This is a genomic window from Alkalihalophilus lindianensis, from assembly GCF_032843265.1.
Lineage (GTDB): Bacteria > Bacillota > Bacilli > Bacillales > Bacillaceae_D > Alkalihalophilus > Alkalihalophilus lindianensis.
The window spans coordinates 1-251 of sequence record NZ_JAWJBA010000730.1; the positions used below are offsets into that span (position 1 = coordinate 1).

Genomic DNA, 251 nt, shown 5'->3' on the forward strand with positions numbered 1-251 from the left:
GAAGGCGAAAATAGGGAAAGAAATATTAAAGGTCGAAAACTTACATGCTGGAGAACTAGTTAAAGATGTCAGCTTTTCTGTTAAAAGCGGTGAAGTGCTTGGATTTAGCGGCTTAGTAGGATCAGGCAGAACGGAAGCGATGCGGGCAATATTTGGAGCCGATAAAAAGAATTCTGGAAACGTAATTTATTTTGGAGAGGAAGTAAATTTTAAAGATCCAAAAGAAGCAATTAATAAAGGACTTGGATTTC

At 37.5% G+C, this 251-nt stretch carries 1 protein-coding gene; it reads left to right on the top strand.

Features of this window, described 5'->3' with window-relative positions:
• On the top strand, positions 1-251 hold a 251-nt coding region (locus RYX56_RS24100; RefSeq protein ID WP_317124349.1), incomplete at both ends, for an ATP-binding cassette domain-containing protein.